The organism is Achromobacter sp. ACM02 (genome assembly GCF_014851605.1).
Taxonomy (GTDB): Bacteria; Pseudomonadota; Gammaproteobacteria; order Burkholderiales; family Burkholderiaceae_B; genus Achromobacter; species Achromobacter aegrifaciens.
This window is the reverse complement of sequence record NZ_JACUZY010000008.1, coordinates 187,686-202,932: the sequence shown is the minus strand read 5'-3', so window position 1 is coordinate 202,932 and position 15,247 is coordinate 187,686. Positions and strand designations below refer to the sequence as shown.

Below are 15,247 nucleotides of genomic sequence, written 5' to 3'. Positions count from 1 at the left end.
AGTTTAAAACCCAGCCGGGGTTTGAAAAGCAAGTTGCTTAAAAACCTTATTGTAGAACCAACTGCACTTTGGACGCATGTTTTAGTTATTGTGTTTTAACTGAAGCGATGCGACTAGAGCGGCAGCGTATCACATACTTCTGACAGTATCTCTCAGTGCCCAGGTGGCGGAATTGGTAGACGCGCATGGTTCAGGTCCATGTGCCGCAAGGTGTGGAGGTTCGAGTCCTCTCCTGGGCACCACGGAATTTCAATCAAGACCATGCAAGGCGGTCTTGATGGCAACGGCTAAAAAGCCCCGGAAATCGCAAGATTCCCGGGGCTTTTGCTTTGCGCCCCGCCACTGCCTGTTTCAACGCCACGGCACCTTGCGATTCAAATGATGCCGCGCGTACAGATCCGCGCCCATGCCTTCGATCTGGCCATCGATCAACGCTTCGAAAGGCCGCAGCAGCGCATCGAAATTCGTCGGCGCTTCAATCGCATTCAAGGCATGCGCCACGGCCTCTATCGTGGACAGCGCGCCCGGCACGTCGGCGTGACGAACCCGGTAGCGCGTGGAAAGCCCCGCGGGCAACATCACGCGCGGCAAGGCGGCCAGCGCCGGGTTGATATGCAGCAGCTTGCGCGCATGTCCCCAGGTGCCGTCAGGCACGATCAATCTGATGGGCGCGCCCAGGTCCTGCCCGTAGCCCGGCGCCAACACCTCGGCGCCCTCGCCCGGAAACAGCAGGCGAGGCAGATGGCCTGGCAGCGCCCAATCCTCTTCCGAAAAATATTCGCCCACCACGCGTTGCGCGCCCGCCAGCCCCAGCACCGCCAGCCTTGCTGTGTTCAAGGCATGGCGCGCCTCGCTCGGATGCTGCAACACCACGACGCGAGTGCGGCAGGAAAGCGAGGGAATCAGCGCGCACAGACAGTGCGACAGAGGACGCAGACAACGCGTGCAGAGGGTACGGGACATGGGGCGACACTATATCGAAAGTTCGAAAGCGCCCGGCAGCAAAAAAATATGAAAAAAAAGCCACATGACTTGCACACTTCAAAAAAAGTGTGCATAATCTCATTCCTCTGCTGCTGAACAAGAAACAACGCGAAAGCGAAGCGACAAGTAAAGCATCAGCGCCCAGGTGGCGGAATTGGTAGACGCGCATGGTTCAGGTCCATGTGCCGCAAGGTGTGGAGGTTCGAGTCCTCTCCTGGGCACCAATTATTACATCACGAGGTACCTGCGTGATGCGCCAAAAAAACCCCGAACGCGTAAGCGTCCGGGGTTTTTTCTTTGTGTGGCCCTTTTCTTGCGGCCCTTTTCTTTATCCCGCCTATTTGATTTGCCCGGCCCGCAGGCAGACGCTCTGAGCCGGGCGGCCCGCCCTACTTCAGCACGCGGGTCATGACCACGTGCGGAATACCGGCCTCGACGAATTCCTCTCCTTCCACATTGAAGCCATGGGCCTGGTAGAAACCTGCCGCATGCGTCTGCGCGTGCAGCACCAGCATGCGGTGGCCGTCGCCATGGCCCTGTTCGATCAGCGCGTCCAGCAACTGGCTGCCGACGCCCATGCCGCGGGCCTTCTTGTGGACCGCCATGCGGCCGATGTGGCCGTCGGGCAGAAGCCGGCCCGTGCCCATGGGCGTGCCGTCCGGGCCGTAGGCCACGGCGTGGACCGACACCGCGTCATCGTCGTCCAGCTCGACCTCGGGCGGCACTTTCTGTTCGACGACGAACACTTCATGGCGCACCGAATACGCGTCGTCGCGCAAGCGGTCCCAGGTGCCCAGGGCGATACGCACCGTAGATTGTTTGTTGGTCGACATGTCCATCCCTCGCGTGCAGCAAATGAATAAAAGAATCCTAAACCTCATTTTGGCAGGGATGAACAATGGCCAAAAGGGGGTACGATCGCGGCTTGCCCATGTCGTCCATGTTCCGCCACATGCCGCCTGCCGCTCCCCCCGCCTGGTTGAAAGCCGCGCCCGCGCTCTTCCTGCTTCTCTGGTCCAGCGGTTTCGTCGTGCTCAAAGTGGGCCTGGCCTATGCCGACCCCATGACGTTCCTGGCGCTGCGCTACGCCTGCGTGGTGCTGATACTTGCGCCCTTCATGCTGTTCCTGCGCCCGCCGCTGCCGCGCGGCGCCAGCGCCTGGGGCCATCTGGCGATGGTCGGACTGCTGTTGCAGGCAGGCTACTTCTGTTTCACCTACTTGTCTCTCAAGCAAGGCATGTCGGCGGGCGGCGTGGCGCTGATCACCTCGTTGCAACCTATCCTGATCGGCCTGCTGGCGCCGGCGATCGCGCACGAGAAAGTCGACGCCCGCCGCTGGGCAGGCCTGGGCCTGGGGGTGTCAGGCGCCGCGCTGGTGATCATCGCCAAGGCTTCGATCGATGTGCTCTCGCCGCTGGGCCTGGCGTTCGCCATCAGCGCCCTGCTCTGCATCACCGGCGGCACGCTGTATGAAAAACGCTATGGCGTGCAAACGCATCCCGTCACGTCCAACATGGTGCAGTACGCGGTCGGCCTGATCGCCACCGCGCCGCTGGCGTACTGGCTGGAGCCGATGCATATCGAATGGACCGGGCCCCTGCTGGCTTCGCTGGCTTATCTAGTCGTGGGCAATTCGCTGGTGGCGATCACCTTGCTGCTGACCATGATCCGCTATGGCGAGGCCTCCCGCGTGTCGGCGCTGTTCTTCCTGGTGCCGCCCTGCACCGCCGTCATTGCGCTGATCATCCTGGGCGAAGCCATTCCCGCGCTGGCCTGGCTGGGCATGGCCCTGGCAGCGCTCGGCATCCTGCTGGTGACGCGCACGGCGCATACCGCTGCCAAGTAGAATGAGCGCCCCTCCAGGTCCCTGTCCATGAACGCTGTCGTTACCTCCGCCCTGCCGGTCTTCGCGCTGATCCTGACTGGCTGGCTCGCCGCCCGCTGGCGCATCCTGGGTTCCGGCGCCACCGACGCGCTGAACCGCTACGTCGTGTATCTGTCGCTGCCCGCGCTGCTGTTCCGCGCCATGACGCAGGTCGATCTGACGCATATGGCGCACTGGGGTTTCGTGGGCGCCTTCGCGGGCGGCATCGCCGTCACGTTCCTCGCCTCGTTTATCGGCGCGCGCCGCTCGCAGCGCGCGCTGACCGACCGCGGCATCCAGGGGCTGGCCGCGTCCTACACCAACGCCGGCTACATGGGCATTCCGCTGTGCCTGGCGTTGCTCGGCCCTGACAGCATGGCGCCGGCCACCTTCACCACCCTGCTCACCGCAAGCGTGCTGTTCGGCTTTGCCATCGCCTTGATCGAGTTCGACCGCCAACAGACGCCCAATCTGTCCTTGACCCTGCTCAAGGTCGGCCGCGCGCTGCTGCGCAACCCCCTGCTGGCGGCTCCGCTGCTGGGCCTGGCCTGGGCCTTCACCGGCCTGGCGCTGCCGGAAGGCGTGGACCGCTACGTGGCCTTGCTGGGCGCGTCCGCCAGTCCCTGCGCGCTGGTCACGATCGGCCTGTTCCTGGCGCAGACGGAAACGTCCAGTTCGGGACCCGGCGTCATGCGCCTGGTCGCCGGCAAGCTGCTGCTGCAGCCCGCCGTCACGGCGGTGCTGGCGTTCTACGTCTTCGCCATGCCGCCGGTATGGGCCTGGACCGCCGTGCTGATGAGCGCGCTGCCCATCGGCACCGGCCCCTTCATGCTGGCGCAGATGTACGGGCGCGACGCCCGCGTAACCTCGCGCGCCATCCTGGTTTCCACCGTCGCATCGGTGCTGACCGTCAGCCTGCTGGTCGCCTGGATCAGCGCACACCCGATTTCCTGATCGTTCTTCATCATGCTGCTCGCCGTCGCCATCTTCGTACTTACCATCACGCTGGTCATCTGGCAGCCCAGGGGCCTGTCGATAGGCTGGAGCGCCGTGCTGGGCGCGGCGCTTGCCCTGGCCACGGGCGTGGTTCACCTGGCCGACATCGCGGACGTCTGGCGCATCGTCTGGAACGCCACCGCCACCTTCATCGCCATCATCGTCACCAGCCTGATCCTGGATGAGGCCGGCTTTTTCGAATGGTCGGCGCTGCACGTGGCGCGCTGGGGCGGCGGCCGCGGCCGGCTGCTTTTCGTGTTGATCGTGCTGCTGGGCGCCGCGGTTTCGGCGCTGTTCGCCAACGACGGCGCGGCGCTGATCCTTACGCCCATCGTCATGGAAATGCTGGTGGCGCTGGGCTTCGGCCCCGGCGCTTCGCTGGCCTTCGTGATGGCCGCGGGCTTCATCGCGGACACGGGCAGCATCGCATTGATCGTATCCAATCTGGTCAACATCGTGTCGGCCGACTTCTTCAATATCGGCTTCGGCGAGTACGCATCGGTGATGCTGCCGGTAAACCTGATGGCCGTGGCGTCCACGCTGGCGGTACTGCTGCTGTTCTTCCATCGCAGCATTCCGCCGCGCTACGACGTGAGCCAACTGCCCGCGCCCGCTTCCGCGATCCGCGACCTGACCACGTTCCGCGCCGGCTGGGTCGTGCTGACCCTGCTGCTGGCGGGCTTTTTCATCCTGGAACCCATGGGCATCCCGGTCAGCGCCATCGCCGCCGTCGGCGCGCTGGGCCTGCTGCTGATCGCGGGACGACAGCACATCGTCGGCACGCGCCGCATCATGCGCGAGGCGCCCTGGCACATCGTGGTGTTCTCGCTGGGCATGTACCTGGTGGTGTATGGCCTGCGCAACGCCGGGCTGACCGCGCACCTGGCGCAAGTGCTGGACCGGTGCGCCGAGTATGGCGTCTGGGGCGCGGCGATGGGTACGGGCCTGATCACCGCCTTCCTGTCGTCCATCATGAACAACCTGCCCACCGTGCTGGTGGGCGCGTTGTCGATTGCGGACACCAGCGCCACCGGCGCCGTGAAGGACGCGATGATCTACGCCAATATCATCGGCAGCGATCTGGGCCCCAAGATCACGCCGATCGGCAGCCTGGCCACGCTGCTGTGGCTGCACGTGCTGGCGCGCAAGGGCCTGCGCATCACCTGGGGCTACTACTTCAAGGTAGGCATCGTCCTGACCCTGCCGGTGCTGCTGCTGACGCTGGCCGCCTTGGCTTGGCGCCTGCAATAAGCGCCTATATAGCATTTAGTTATATAAAAGGCATTAATTGGTGGTTTGATCCAAGCGTCCACCGCTTTAGACTTTCAAACGTCACACGGGTGCCTGCGCGCGCCCGTTTTTGCTTTCTTACGTATCAAGATCCCGGGACTCGCCCATGAGCACCAACGCCTCGACTCTCCCCCTGCCTACCTCGGCCCTGCCGCCCATCCAGATCAACCGCAAGCCGCTGTGGATCGCCGTGCTGCTGGTGCTGGCAGGCGCCCTGTACCTGCATGAGACCGTCAGTTGGCGCCAGGGCGCGCTGTGGGTCGTCGGCGCGCTGCTGGGCGTGACCCTGTACCACGCCTCCTTCGGCTTCACGCAGGCCTGGCGCGTGTTCGTGTCCGATCGCCGCGGCGCGGGGCTGCGCGCGCAGATGCTGATGCTGGCCGCAGGCGTGCTGCTGTTCTTCCCCTTCCTGGCAGCCGGCACGTTGTTCGGCCAACCCGTCAGCGGCTTCGTGTCGCCCCCGGGAGTCTCTGTCCTGCTGGGCGCCTTCCTGTTCGGCATCGGCATGCAGCTGGGCGGCGGTTGCGCCTCGGGCACGCTGTTCGCAGTCGGCGGCGGCAACACGCGCATGGTGGTCACGCTGCTGTTCTTCATCATCGGCTCGGTCATTGCGACCGCCAACTTCGGCTGGTGGTCGAACCTGCCGGCGCTGGCGCCGACCTCGCTGATCAAGACCTGGGGACTGGCGCCCGCGCTGGCCATCAACCTGGCCGTGTTCGCGCTGATCGCGTGGGCAGCCACGGCGTTGGAGAAGCGCCGCCACGGCCATGTGATTTCGTTCGCCTCGCGTACCGCGCGCCCGGCGTCCCTGCTGCAAGGCCCCTGGCCGCTGATCTGGGGCGGCGTGGCGCTGGTAGTGCTGAACTTCGCCACGCTGGCGCTGGCTGGCCGCCCCTGGGGCATCACCTCCGCCTTTGCGCTGTGGGGCGCCAAGACCCTGGACGCCTTCGGCGGCGACGTGGCCACCTGGGCCTACTGGGCCAAGCAGCCCTCGCTGGCCGCGCCGCTGCGCCAGGACGTCACCACCGTCATGGACATCGGCCTGATGCTGGGCGCGCTTGCCGCCGCCAGCGCCGCCGGCAAGTTCGCCCCCATCTGGAAGGTGCCGGCCCGCTCGCTGGCCGGCGCCGTCATCGGCGGCCTGCTGCTGGGCTATGGTTCGCGCCTGGCCTTCGGCTGCAATATCGGCGCCTATTTCAGCGGCATCCTGTCGGGCAGCCTGCACGCCTGGCTGTGGCTGCCGGCCGCCTTCGCCGGCAGCGCCCTGGGCGTGCGCCTGCGCCCGGCCTTCGGCCTCGCCGTCGAAAAGACCCCGGCGGCGTCCAGCTGCTGAGAAACAGTATTCCAGGACTGTCCGCCGGCACAGGGGGACAGCTCCTGGTGTATGGTTGCTCCATCCCGAAATACGGAGATGGACATGAGCTGGATTTTCGGCCGCTACACGGCTTTTTTACTGACCCTGATCGGCGCCGCAATCACCGCCGCCCTGGCCGCGACCAGCTCGCCCTGGTGGCTTTGGCTGGCCGTGCCGCTGACGCTGCTGGCCGCGCTGGGCGTCTATGACCTGGCACAGACACGCCACGCCATCCGCCGCAACTATCCGGTCCTGGGCAATCTGCGGTTCCTGTTCGAATTCATCCGGCCCGAGATCCGCCAGTACTTCCTGGAAGACGACACTCAGGCCGCGCCGTTCTCGCGCGCGCAGCGCTCCATCGTCTACCAGCGCGCCAAGCGCGAGATCGACAAGCGTCCCTTCGGCACCCAGGAAGACGTCTACGGCGATCGCTACGAATGGATCAACCATTCCATGTCGCCGTCGCAAATCCCCGACATCGACTTCCGCGTCACGGTGGGCGGCCCCGAATGCAAGCAGCCCTACTCCATGTCCGCGTTCAACGTGTCGGCCATGAGCTTCGGCGCCTTGTCGGCCAACGCCGTCCTGGCCCTGAACGAAGGTGCGCGCCAGGGCAACTTCGCGCACGACACCGGCGAAGGCGGCATCAGCCGTTATCACCGCCAGCCGGGCGGCGGCCTGGTCTGGAACATCGGCTCTGGCTACTTCGGCTGCCGCGACGAACACGGCGCTTTCTCCGAAGAGGCCTTCGTCAAGAATGCCTGTACGCCGCAGGTCAAGATGATCGAGATCAAGCTGTCGCAAGGCGCCAAACCCGGCCATGGCGGCATCCTGCCCGCGGGCAAGGTGACGCCGGAGATCGCCGAAGCGCGCGGCGTCGTGGCCTGGCAGGACTGTAATTCGCCGGCCACCCATTCCGCCTTCGATTCGCCCATCGGCCTGATGAAGTTCGTGGCGCGCCTGCGCGAACTGTCCGGCGGCAAGCCGGTGGGCTTCAAGTTCTGCGTGGGCCACCCTTGGGAGTGGTTCGCCATCGTCAAGGCCATGCTGGAAACCGGCATCACGCCGGATTTCATCGTGGTGGACGGGGCCGAGGGCGGCACCGGCGCCGCGCCCGTGGAGTTCGTCGACCACGTCGGCACGCCGCTGCGCGAGGCGCTGCGCCTGGTCCACAACACGCTGATCGGCGTGAACCTGCGCGACCGCATCAAGCTGGGCGCGTCCGGCAAGATCATCACCGCTTTCGACATGGCCCGCGTCATGGCCATGGGCGCGGACTGGTGCAACGCCGCGCGCGGCTTCATGTTCGCCATCGGCTGCATCCAGGCCCAGGCCTGCCACACTGGCAAATGCCCCACCGGCGTCACGACCCAAGACCCGCTGCGCCAGCGCGCGCTCGTGGTACCGGACAAGGCGCAGCGCGTGGCGAACTTCCACCGCAACACGCTGCATGCACTGGCGGAACTGCTTGCCGCGGCCGGCCTGACCCACCCCGGCCAGCTGCGCCCGCACCATATCGCGCGCCGCATCTCCTCCAGCGAAATCCGGCTGCTGTCGGCCCTGTTCCCGGAACTCGCGCCCGGCGAACTGCTGCGCGGAGAATTCCGCCACCAGGTGTTCCGCGCGGGCTGGGCCATGGCCCAGGCCAGTTCGTTCCAGCCTACCCACGACATCACAACCGCATTGGCGCAAGAACATGCCGCCCATGCCACGCCGGCCGCCGCACAGGTCTGATCCGGCTGGCGCCGGGCGCTACAGCCAGCGCTCGAACATGCGCGAGAAGAACTCCATCGAACGGTCACCCACGCCCCTGGCCTGCCAGGCCTCGGGCGTGATCCGCACCGACTCGGCGAGATCGCGCTGGAACAGTGCCTCCATTTCGGCCGCGAATTCAGGCCCCAGCACTACGGCATTGATTTCGTAGTTCAGCGCAAAGCTGCGCCAATCCAGGTTGCTGGACCCCACCGTGGACCACACGCCGTCCACCACCGCGGTCTTGGCATGCAAGAGCGCATCGCGCCGCTCGTAGATTTTCACGCCGGCCCGCAGCAGGTCCGTATAGTGCGAGCGTCCCGCATGGAACACCAGCGACGAGTCGCTGAAGCCAGGCAACACCAGCGCCACGTCGACGCCGCGCCGGGCCGCGTCCGTCAGGACTTCGATGAAGGCGGGATCCGGCACGAAGTACGCCATGGTGATATGGATGTATTCCTGCGCGCTTTCAAACGCCGACATCAGCGTCAGGTAGACGGTGTAGCCATCGCTGCGGTCCGGCTGATTGGCCAGTATCCGCACCGTCGTTGCACCCACGGGCGGCGCCACCTGTGAATCGCCCCCCTTGATCGGCTCCTTGGACTGGGATTCCCAACCCGCGCGGATGACCTGCTCCAGCTGGGCCACTGCGGGCCCTTCGATGCGCAGATGCGTGTCGCGCCAGGGCGCCGCCTTGGCGTCTGTGGCTGCCGGTGAATCGGCTTTGCCGGCGCCCTTTCCCGACCCCGACCCCGAGCCCGAACCTGATCCAGATCCTGGCGAGGACTCGTAGACGCTGCTCACGTTGATGCCGCCCAGATAGCCGACCTTGCCGTCCACGACCAGCACCTTGCGATGGTTGCGTTGGTTCGGCGACCAGCCCGCACGGCCGCTCGCCGGGTTGACCGGATTGAAGATCGCGACTTGTACGCCCGCATCGCGCAGGCGCTGGAACAAGGCATCGGGCGTCTTGATCGTGCCGACCGCGTCGACCATCAAGGACACTTCGGCGCCGCGGTTGCGCGCCGCAATCAGGGCTTCGGCAAAGCGCGAACCCTCGGCATCGTCATCGAAGATATAGGTTTCCATGTGCACGTACCGGCGGGCCTGCGCGATGGACTGCAGCATGGCGCGGTAGGTGCTGGGGCCGTCCGCCAGCAGCCGGACACGGTTGCCGGCCACCAATGGCGCGCCGCTGACTGCCTGCTCGACAGCAAGGTGACGCGCGAGAAAATCGCTCTTGGGAGTCCGCGGATCGGCGGCGATGCCCTGCCCGCGGCGATAGCTGTCTGACGCCGCGTCGGCCGACAGACTGGCCTGCGATGCGCGCGCGCGGCGCTCCTGCGAGTCAGGAACGCTGGCGCAGGCCGCAAGCAAGACCGCGCACACCAGCGGCAACAGGAGCCGGCGTGCGCGGGCCATCCACGGCCACCAATCCCGCCTCAATCCCGACCGGCGCGCAGCCCCGGGCGGCTTCATGGCGTCAGGCCTTAGCGGCGGCCGCCCGAGGCCAGAAGGCAGCCTAGCAAGGCGCCCACCAGCGCCGCTACGCCCACCGACTTCCAGGCATGTTCATGCACGTACTCGTCAGCATAGGCGGTTGCGCGGCGCGCGCGTTCCCGCGCCGCGCCCTCCCAATCGCCGGCGGACTCGCGCGCGTCGGCCAATTGGCGCTTCAGGCGAGCTCGCGCCGACTCGATCTCGGAGCCCGTATACGACGCCGTCGACCGCAGCAGGTCTTCCGTACCCGCCAGCAATTCGTGGAAGCTGTCGCTCACCCGTTCACGGTGCAGGGCCATTTCGGCGCGTTGATGCTTTCGGTTCATGGTCGCTCCTTGTAATTGTCGGGCCTCGCGGAGTCGGGCCGCCTGATGCGATGCAACACGCCGCATTCACGTGCCTGTGCAACGCAAGATGCCATTGTGACCGCCATCGCCCGACCCCGCCCGAGCTTTGGCAACCAGCCGTAAACCGATATTTCAACGCAAGCAAAAGTATCGCGTGTATCCGCTGCGACGCCCGGTGGCCGGTCTCCTCGCAAGCCTCTTCCAAATTCGTAAAAGTCCATTGCATTCAGCGGCTTGGCGCTTGACACCGGCCCCGCCCTGACGGCCACAATAGACTTTTGCAATGCGCCAGAACCGCCTGGTCTGAGCCTCCCAACGCCGCGCCTCCCGACCGCCAGCCGCCCCATCCGAGGCGCCCCGGCGACGGGCCGTCCCGACGACAGAAAAGGAACAGGACGCATGGTTTCGCCTTCCGCACTGTTTGCCCCCGCCGCGCCGAAATTCATCGCGCAAGAGTCGCAGCCTCCCAGCGCCGAGCAGCTTGAACTGCACGAAGGCTTGGTGGCGCGCCACGCGCACATCGATCCCAAGTTCCTCTATGACGCGCTGGGTTCGGCGCTCTTCACCGCCATCACGCAGCTCCCTGAGTACTACCCGACGCGCTGCGAGTCCGAGATCTTCCAGCGCCACGGCGCCGATATTGCGCGCCACGTCGGACCGGTGCTCTCGATGATCGACCTGGGCGCGGGCGATTGCGTCAAGGCTGAACGCCTGTTCCCCAGCCTGCGTCCGCGTCATTACGTGCCCATCGACATCTCGGCCGACTACCTGCAAGCGGCCGTGCGCCGCCTGCAGCTGTCCTACCCCGACCTGCAAATCACCGCCATCGGCCAGGACTTCACGCACGCGTTGGCTCTGCCGGCCAGCATTCCCGCCGAACAGCGGCTGTTCTTCTATCCCGGCTCCAGCATCGGCAACCTCAGCCCCGCGGACGCGCACGCCATGCTGCGGCGAATCCGCGGACAGTGCGCGGGCGGCGGCTTGCTGGTCGGCGTGGACCGCGTCAAGCCCAAACAAGTGCTGGAGCCCGCCTACGACGATGCGCTGCACCTGACCGCGGCCTTCAACCTGAACCTGCTGCGGCACGTGAACAGCGTGCTGGACGCCGATTTCGACGTGGACGACTGGCGCCATGTGGCGCTGTTCAACAGCGCCGACTCGCGCATCGAAATGCATCTGGAAGCGTTGCGCGCAGTGCGCGTAGCCTGGCCAGGCGGCGCGCGCGCGTTCGGCGCCGGCGAACGCATCCACACTGAAAACTCCTACAAGTTCACTCCCCAAGCCTTCGCCGACCTGCTGCAAAGCGCCGGCTACCGCGACGTCGCGCACTGGTCGGATTCCCGCGGCTGGTTCTCGATTTTCAGCGCCCGCGCATAACGCGGGCCTGCCCTCAACGCCACTGGAGGATCGCCATGGAACCTGCGTGCCTGCTGACTCACCCTGCCACCGGACCTTACGCTGCCGGCCAGGCGGGCCAGCACGACCGCTACGACGCGGTGCGCTCGACCAGCACGGCCCTGGCCGCCCCGCTGAGTCCCGAGGATTGCCAGGTGCAATCCATGCCGGACTGCAGCCCGGTCAAATGGCATCTGGCCCACACCACCTGGTTCTTCGAGACCTTTCTGCTGACACGCTTTCACCCGTCCTATGCGGTCTTCCATCCGCAGTACCGCATGCTGTTCAACTCCTACTACAACGCCGTCGGCGCCAAGCATCCGCGTCCGCGCCGCGGCCTGCTGTCGCGTCCCGCGCTGACGGAAGTGCAGCGCTACCGCCGGCATGTGGACGGCGCGATGCATGAACTGATCTCGCGGCTGGGCGGCAACGATCCCGCCTTCGACGCCTTGTTGGAACTGGGCCTGAATCATGAGCAGCAGCACCAGGAGCTGATCCTGACCGACCTGAAGCACATGCTGTCGGCCAACCCGCTCAAGCCGGCCTACGTCGCACCCGGCCCGCCTGCACTGCCGCCCTCCACACCCGCCGGCTGGACGCGCTATGCCGGCGGCATCACCCGCATCGGCCATGACGGCAATGGCTTCGGATTCGACAACGAAGGTCCGGCCCATGACGTGCTGCTGGCCCCGTTCTACCTGGCCGACCGGTTGGTGACCCAGCATGAGTACCTGGCCTTCATCCGGGACGGCGGCTACAAGCGGCCCGAACTCTGGCTGTCGCTGGGCTGGGACATGGTCTGCGCTGAAGGCTGGCGCGCGCCGCTCTACTGGGAAGGACAGCGCGACGATTGGCGCATCTTCACGCTGCGCGGCATGCAGGAACTCGAACTGCAGGCGCCGGTCACGCACGTCAGCTATTTCGAGGCCGATGCCTACGCCCGCTGGGCGCGCGTGCGGCTGCCGCGCGAAGCCGAATGGGAACATGCCGCCCGCCAACTGCCCGAAGGCGCGCTGGCCGGGCGCGCCAACATGCTGGAGAACGGCCACCTGGACACGCGCCCGGCCCCTGCGCGCAACGGCACGGGCGGCCCCGTGCAACTATTCGGCGACGCCTGGGAATGGACCTCCAGCGCCTACGACGCCTACCCCGGCTTCAAACCCGACAACGGCGCGGTAGGCGAATACAACGGCAAGTTCATGTGCAACCAGTACGTCCTGCGAGGCGGCTCCTGCGCCACGCCCAGGGACCACATCCGCCCCAGCTACCGCAATTTTTTCCCGCCCGAGGCCCGCTGGCAGTTCTCGGGCATCAGGCTGGCGCGAGACGCCTGACGCGTTTCTTTGAAATTTGATCGCTGATCGCTTGCACGCATCAAAAATTTCGTGCTAGAATTTCGTTCTTCGTTGATCACTGATTGCAACACAGATGTGACGCAAATCCAGGGATTAATCGAAATGGCGCATTAGCTCAGCCGGTTAGAGCGACGGAATCATAATCCGCAGGTCCCCTGTTCGAATCAGGGATGCGCCACCAAGATTCAAAGCCCGGAACCACTTTGGTGGCTCCGGGCTTTTTCGTTGTGGCGTCCGATCTCGGCGCATTCGAAGCCCCCTATCTTCAGGGCAACCGCACCGCGTCGCGCCGCCTCCCGCCCCAGGTCGCCGCCAGACTGGCCACGAAGGCGCCGATCAGCATCGAGGCGAAGCCCCACAGCGCGAATGCTGCCGCGGCCTTGCGGGCCTGGTCTGCGGCCTCCTTGGCCTTTTGCCGGGCGTCGTCGGCAGCCTGTTTCATGTTCTGCACGGCCTGCTCGACGCGGCGCTGCGCCGCCGCCGGCTCCATGCCGGTCTGCGCAGCCACGACCTTCACGACATAGTCGCGGTCCTCGCCCGTCATCGAGCCGCGCGCCGCGCTCATCGCCATGATGCGGCCCACCTCTACTCTCGCGCCGTTGCGGTCGGCGCTGGCGTCGGGCCGCTCGGAGCGCAGCAAGGCGTCTGAAAAATAGCCCTGCATCTGCGACATTCCCTCGCTCCCACCCGCGGCAGCGGCGGCCGTCGCAGCGGTGCCGGCGCCGGCCGCAACGGCTGCGCCCGCCTTCGCGACGCCCGAAGCCAAGGCCGCGATGGAAGCGCCCAGCAGCACGGCGCTGACGACCGCGCTCAACGCCCACACCAGAAAGCCGTGTGCTGTGTCGCGGAAGTAAACCTCGTCAGAGTGCACGTCGACCCATTTGGTGCGCAGCCGCCCCGCGACGTAGCCGCCGATGCCATAGGCAACGATCTGCGTGGCCAGCATCCACACGATGAGGCCGATGCCTATTGCAGGCGCAGTCGCGCCCTCGCCGCTCCAGGGTGAAACAGAAAGAAAGCCCAGCCCGGTGCCACCTGCGAACAATGCCAGGGAAAGGGCTGCGGCGATGACCGCCCCGGCGATCACCGCGGCCCAGGATACGGCGGAGATGGCGGACTCCCTCGGCGGCACGCCGCCGGGATAGGGCTGGCTCAATGAAGTTGCGTTTTCCATGGATCTGTTCCTTGTTCACGGTTCATCGCGGCTGCTCGAATACGTGCCGCCGCGGCGGAAAACCTCTGGGGTCAATGCCAAAAAAGCGCCAGCAGAATGATGATGGGAATGGGTACGCCCAACAGCCACAGCAAGATGGAACGCATAAAGCCTCCTTGGATGATGTCCTGCGCGTTGCGCGCAGCGCTCAGGCCAGGTCGATCGTGCCGGGCGCGCGCGGATTCGGCGGCGGCTGCACGGGATCGATGACGTCGGGATCTCTGCGCGGCCGCGTCGGATCCAGCGGCGGGTCGTCCGGCGGCGGATTGTTGGGAAAGGCGGGATCGTCGGGTTCGGGCGGGTCGCCCCCGCCGGGTTCGCGATGCATGGACTGGGACATGGCTTGCTCCTGAAAGCGGCGCCAGGCGCGCCGCCCTGTCCCATCAGCAAACCGCATTCCCGGCCCGTTGCGCGGGAATGCAAAAAAGCCCTCTGTGCGAGGGCTTTCAGGCGTGCGCAGCCGGCGGGGTCAGGATCTGCTCTTGCCTTCCCTGATCGGTTCGGCGGCTTTCTGCCCGCCGCTGCCCAGGAACTTAACAACGGCGGCCTTGCCCGCGGTGGAGGCTTCGTCCTGGCTGGCATAACGCGTGGGCGAATAATTGGTGCTGCGCACATTGCCGGATTCGGGATCAAACAAGGTGATGATCCAGGCGAATTCTCCCGGCATCAATTGCCTGACTTGCAACGTGGCGCGCGTGCCTGGGCGCAGTTGCGGCATGGGGCGGCCTTTAACGTGACTCGACGCCGCCATCGTAGCGCAAGACGCGCCGGCGCAAGACGCGCCGGCGCAAACCCGGCGCTGGCGACACGGCCATGAATGCTGCGACCGCACATGAATTCATGCTGCACACCCCGCAGCAAAAACACCACAAACCGCGCATTGCGTCAGGAAAACCCTAGGGCCGGTTGCGCCAATACAGGCGCACAATCAATACAAACATCTAGACCGCTCAGCGGCAGCCGCATCCCTTTAATCAGGCGAGGACGGAGACAACATGACTTATGTAGCAGTGGTTATCAGCTGTTTGATGGTTGTGGGTATCGTCGCGTTGGTGATTCAAACGGTTCAAAGCGCAGGGTCCGAACCCTGGCTGAGAATCTCGGCGGCGATTACCAGTTCCTTGTTTGCTTCACTCTTGTTGATTCCGCTCGGATACGCGGTCGCGCAGACCGTGCTGATCGAATAATTCCATCATT

General features: G+C 65.6%; 15 protein-coding genes and 3 tRNA genes. 11 read left to right on the top strand and 7 right to left on the bottom strand.

Annotated features, from left to right (window positions below):
- The first annotated feature begins 157 nt into the window (after positions 1-157).
- Positions 158-242, top strand: a tRNA-Leu gene (locus IB258_RS24050).
- 109 nt (positions 243-351) lie between these two features.
- Here IB258_RS24050 and IB258_RS24045 read toward each other — a convergent pair.
- Complete coding sequence (locus tag IB258_RS24045) at positions 352-963, bottom strand: tRNA-uridine aminocarboxypropyltransferase (RefSeq protein ID WP_054451125.1); 612 nt, start codon at positions 961-963, stop codon at positions 352-354.
- 160 nt (positions 964-1,123) lie between these two features.
- On the opposite strand from IB258_RS24045, the gene IB258_RS24040 reads away from it, so the two are divergent.
- Positions 1,124-1,208: transfer RNA gene (locus IB258_RS24040), tRNA-Leu, on the top strand.
- A 165-nt stretch (positions 1,209-1,373) separates the two neighbouring features.
- On the opposite strand, the gene IB258_RS24035 is transcribed toward IB258_RS24040, so the two are convergent.
- The gene (locus IB258_RS24035) at positions 1,374-1,823 is read right to left on the bottom strand and encodes a GNAT family N-acetyltransferase (protein ID WP_370126826.1); all 450 of its coding nucleotides are present in this window, start codon (positions 1,821-1,823) and stop codon (positions 1,374-1,376) included.
- A gap of 113 nt (positions 1,824-1,936) precedes the next feature.
- Here IB258_RS24035 and IB258_RS24030 point away from each other — a divergent pair, with 113 nt between their 5' ends.
- The 5 genes from IB258_RS24030 (at position 1,937) to IB258_RS24010 (ending at position 8,222) form a co-directional block, all read left to right on the top strand.
- Positions 1,937-2,830, top strand: a complete 894-nt coding sequence (locus IB258_RS24030) for a DMT family transporter (RefSeq protein ID WP_175214074.1) — start codon at positions 1,937-1,939, stop codon at positions 2,828-2,830.
- A gap of 27 nt (positions 2,831-2,857) precedes the next feature.
- Complete coding sequence (locus IB258_RS24025) at positions 2,858-3,802, top strand: AEC family transporter (RefSeq protein ID WP_192353295.1); 945 nt, start codon at positions 2,858-2,860, stop codon at positions 3,800-3,802.
- Between the two features lie 12 nt (positions 3,803-3,814).
- Positions 3,815-5,095: an arsenic transporter gene (locus tag IB258_RS24020; RefSeq protein WP_054451123.1), complete on the top strand. Its 1,281-nt coding sequence runs from the start codon at positions 3,815-3,817 to the stop codon at positions 5,093-5,095.
- A gap of 145 nt (positions 5,096-5,240) precedes the next feature.
- Positions 5,241-6,467, top strand: a complete 1,227-nt coding sequence (locus tag IB258_RS24015) for a YeeE/YedE family protein (RefSeq protein ID WP_119450519.1) — start codon at positions 5,241-5,243, stop codon at positions 6,465-6,467.
- Positions 6,468-6,551: 84 nt separating this feature from the next.
- Positions 6,552-8,222 carry an FMN-binding glutamate synthase family protein gene (locus tag IB258_RS24010; protein WP_119450520.1) on the top strand — a complete coding sequence of 557 codons (1,671 nt, stop codon included), beginning with the start codon at positions 6,552-6,554 and terminating at the stop codon, positions 8,220-8,222.
- An 18-nt stretch (positions 8,223-8,240) separates the two neighbouring features.
- On the opposite strand, the gene IB258_RS24005 is transcribed toward IB258_RS24010, so the two are convergent.
- Both IB258_RS24005 and IB258_RS24000 read right to left on the bottom strand, forming a co-directional pair.
- Positions 8,241-9,662 carry a phospholipase D-like domain-containing protein gene (locus tag IB258_RS24005; protein ID WP_175163397.1) on the bottom strand — a complete coding sequence of 474 codons (1,422 nt, stop codon included), beginning with the start codon at positions 9,660-9,662 and terminating at the stop codon, positions 8,241-8,243.
- 68 nt (positions 9,663-9,730) lie between these two features.
- On the bottom strand, positions 9,731-10,066 hold the full coding sequence (locus IB258_RS24000; RefSeq protein WP_054451119.1) for a YqjD family protein: 336 nt from the start codon (positions 10,064-10,066) through the stop codon (positions 9,731-9,733).
- A gap of 420 nt (positions 10,067-10,486) precedes the next feature.
- Here IB258_RS24000 and egtD point away from each other — a divergent pair, with 420 nt between their 5' ends.
- From egtD to IB258_RS23985, 3 genes are all read left to right on the top strand, one after another.
- On the top strand, positions 10,487-11,464 hold the full coding sequence (gene egtD / locus IB258_RS23995) for an L-histidine N(alpha)-methyltransferase (protein WP_054451118.1): 978 nt from the start codon (positions 10,487-10,489) through the stop codon (positions 11,462-11,464).
- 35 nt (positions 11,465-11,499) lie between these two features.
- The gene (gene egtB / locus IB258_RS23990; protein ID WP_192353294.1) at positions 11,500-12,816 is read left to right on the top strand and encodes an ergothioneine biosynthesis protein EgtB; all 1,317 of its coding nucleotides are present in this window, start codon (positions 11,500-11,502) and stop codon (positions 12,814-12,816) included.
- Between the two features lie 125 nt (positions 12,817-12,941).
- Positions 12,942-13,018, top strand: a tRNA-Met gene (locus tag IB258_RS23985).
- An 84-nt stretch (positions 13,019-13,102) separates the two neighbouring features.
- Here the strand turns inward: IB258_RS23985 and IB258_RS23980 are convergent.
- The 3 genes from IB258_RS23980 to IB258_RS23970 form a co-directional block, all read right to left on the bottom strand.
- Positions 13,103-14,011, bottom strand: a complete 909-nt coding sequence (locus IB258_RS23980) for a hypothetical protein (RefSeq protein ID WP_054451116.1) — start codon at positions 14,009-14,011, stop codon at positions 13,103-13,105.
- 187 nt (positions 14,012-14,198) lie between these two features.
- Complete coding sequence (locus IB258_RS23975) at positions 14,199-14,390, bottom strand: hypothetical protein (RefSeq protein WP_054451115.1); 192 nt, start codon at positions 14,388-14,390, stop codon at positions 14,199-14,201.
- Between the two features lie 129 nt (positions 14,391-14,519).
- Positions 14,520-14,768, bottom strand: coding sequence for a hypothetical protein (locus IB258_RS23970; RefSeq protein ID WP_054451114.1), 249 nt, complete (start codon positions 14,766-14,768; stop codon positions 14,520-14,522).
- A 277-nt stretch (positions 14,769-15,045) separates the two neighbouring features.
- On the opposite strand from IB258_RS23970, the gene IB258_RS23965 reads away from it, so the two are divergent.
- Complete coding sequence (locus IB258_RS23965) at positions 15,046-15,237, top strand: hypothetical protein (protein ID WP_054451113.1); 192 nt, start codon at positions 15,046-15,048, stop codon at positions 15,235-15,237.
- Positions 15,238-15,247: the final 10 nt, after the last annotated feature.

Excerpts from the sequence above, each read along its gene's own strand:
- IB258_RS24035 (WP_370126826.1), bottom strand. The coding sequence starts at position 1,823 with ATGGACATGTCGACCAACAAACAATCTACGGTGCGTATCGCCCTGGGC.
- IB258_RS24045 (WP_054451125.1), bottom strand. The coding sequence starts at position 963 with ATGTCCCGTACCCTCTGCACGCGTTGTCTGCGTCCTCTGTCGCACTGT.
- egtD (WP_054451118.1), top strand. The coding sequence starts at position 10,487 with ATGGTTTCGCCTTCCGCACTGTTTGCCCCCGCCGCGCCGAAATTCATC.
- IB258_RS24010 (WP_119450520.1), top strand. The coding sequence starts at position 6,552 with ATGAGCTGGATTTTCGGCCGCTACACGGCTTTTTTACTGACCCTGATC.
- IB258_RS24020 (WP_054451123.1), top strand. The coding sequence starts at position 3,815 with ATGCTGCTCGCCGTCGCCATCTTCGTACTTACCATCACGCTGGTCATC.
- IB258_RS24025 (WP_192353295.1), top strand. The coding sequence starts at position 2,858 with ATGAACGCTGTCGTTACCTCCGCCCTGCCGGTCTTCGCGCTGATCCTG.
- IB258_RS23970 (WP_054451114.1), bottom strand. The coding sequence starts at position 14,768 with ATGCCGCAACTGCGCCCAGGCACGCGCGCCACGTTGCAAGTCAGGCAA.
- IB258_RS24030 (WP_175214074.1), top strand. The coding sequence starts at position 1,937 with ATGCCGCCTGCCGCTCCCCCCGCCTGGTTGAAAGCCGCGCCCGCGCTC.
- IB258_RS24005 (WP_175163397.1), bottom strand. The coding sequence starts at position 9,662 with ATGGCCCGCGCACGCCGGCTCCTGTTGCCGCTGGTGTGCGCGGTCTTG.
- egtB (WP_192353294.1), top strand. The coding sequence starts at position 11,500 with ATGGAACCTGCGTGCCTGCTGACTCACCCTGCCACCGGACCTTACGCT.
- IB258_RS23965 (WP_054451113.1), top strand. The coding sequence starts at position 15,046 with ATGACTTATGTAGCAGTGGTTATCAGCTGTTTGATGGTTGTGGGTATC.
- IB258_RS23980 (WP_054451116.1), bottom strand. The coding sequence starts at position 14,011 with ATGGAAAACGCAACTTCATTGAGCCAGCCCTATCCCGGCGGCGTGCCG.
- IB258_RS23975 (WP_054451115.1), bottom strand. The coding sequence starts at position 14,390 with ATGTCCCAGTCCATGCATCGCGAACCCGGCGGGGGCGACCCGCCCGAA.
- IB258_RS24000 (WP_054451119.1), bottom strand. The coding sequence starts at position 10,066 with ATGAACCGAAAGCATCAACGCGCCGAAATGGCCCTGCACCGTGAACGG.
- IB258_RS24015 (WP_119450519.1), top strand. The coding sequence starts at position 5,241 with ATGAGCACCAACGCCTCGACTCTCCCCCTGCCTACCTCGGCCCTGCCG.